General features: G+C 33.3%; 1 protein-coding gene. It reads right to left on the bottom strand.

Translation table 11 applies throughout. The features are described from left to right. On the bottom strand, positions 1-1,107 hold a 1,107-nt coding region (locus tag CAMP18497_RS08195), incomplete at its 3' end, for a DUF4910 domain-containing protein (RefSeq protein WP_337213746.1). Positions 1,108-1,155: the final 48 nt, after the last annotated feature.

A 1,155-nucleotide genomic window follows, 5' to 3' on the forward strand; every position in this document is an offset into this window, starting at 1 on the left:
ATTGATAGTGTGATATAATCCTCTTTTACCCAAATTTGGTTCACAAAAAGTTGTGATTTGATAAATTGCATTTACTTCTAAATTCGCAATGGTTTCTTGCATGGCTTTTAAGCTACCTTGCAATCCCTCTTCGCTGATGAAATTTAAGTCATCCTTGCTAGTATGATATTCTTTATAATCACCAAATCTAGTCCTACATATACAAACTACTGGTAAATTTACTAAAGGAGAGCAAAGCTGTCTTTCGTTGCCACCTCTATATAAAAAGCTAAATTCTTTAAAATTATTTTTTTCTTTTAAAGTATGCAAGGCTACTTTGTCTGCTAGAGTATTTTCATTTGGAGTGTGAATGAGTGAGTAAGCATTATCATCGCCTATGCAAGAGAGTACAAATCCTGCTTTAGTGTGTTTTTGCAAATACTTTAAATGTTTACTAAGATAAACTATACTTCCTATAGTTTCAGGAGCAAAAACAAAACGATAATTATATTTTCTCTCTTTAAGTTCTAAAAGCCATTTAGCTAAAAATGCAGCTACCACAGGACCACTTAACTCGTTATTTGCCATAGATGGATGACAAAGATAAGTGGAAATTAAAATTTCATCTTTTGTTTCTTGCGTGCTAGGTATGAGTAAATCAGCATAGTTTAAAACTCCATTTTCATGGTGCTTTGCATCTATGAAAACTTTATATTTTCCTTCTTTTAATTTAACTCTATCTTTGTGTTTTATACAAAACCCCCAACACCTTTTATAATAGCTTGTCACATAAGGTATGGCATCAGGCATATCCTCTATAGAGTAAAGATGCTCTTGTAAGCTTGCTAGATCAAGCTCTGTGTCTATGCCTGTGCTATAGTTTAACACATGAAGATTATTTTGCTTAAAATCACAAATTTTTTCTCCATCTGGAGTGATGATATAAGCATCGTTTATCTCCCATTCAGCAGGCACTTCCCAATCAAACACTTTGCTCCCGCTTGCTATAGAATGAATTTTTAATATACCCCCCCCCATAGCTTCATCAAGTATTTTTAAGCTTTGTCTAAAGCCTTTCCCGGTAATACTTCTGCATATAGGAAAAAGCTCACAAGCTAGCTCATACATACCTTTACTCACAACAAGCCTTTTTAGTTTCTTCTAAAATCTTAAATA

The sequence above is a fragment of the Campylobacter sp. W0066.1 genome, from assembly GCF_024723635.1.
GTDB lineage: Bacteria > Campylobacterota > Campylobacteria > Campylobacterales > Campylobacteraceae > Campylobacter_D > Campylobacter_D lari_C.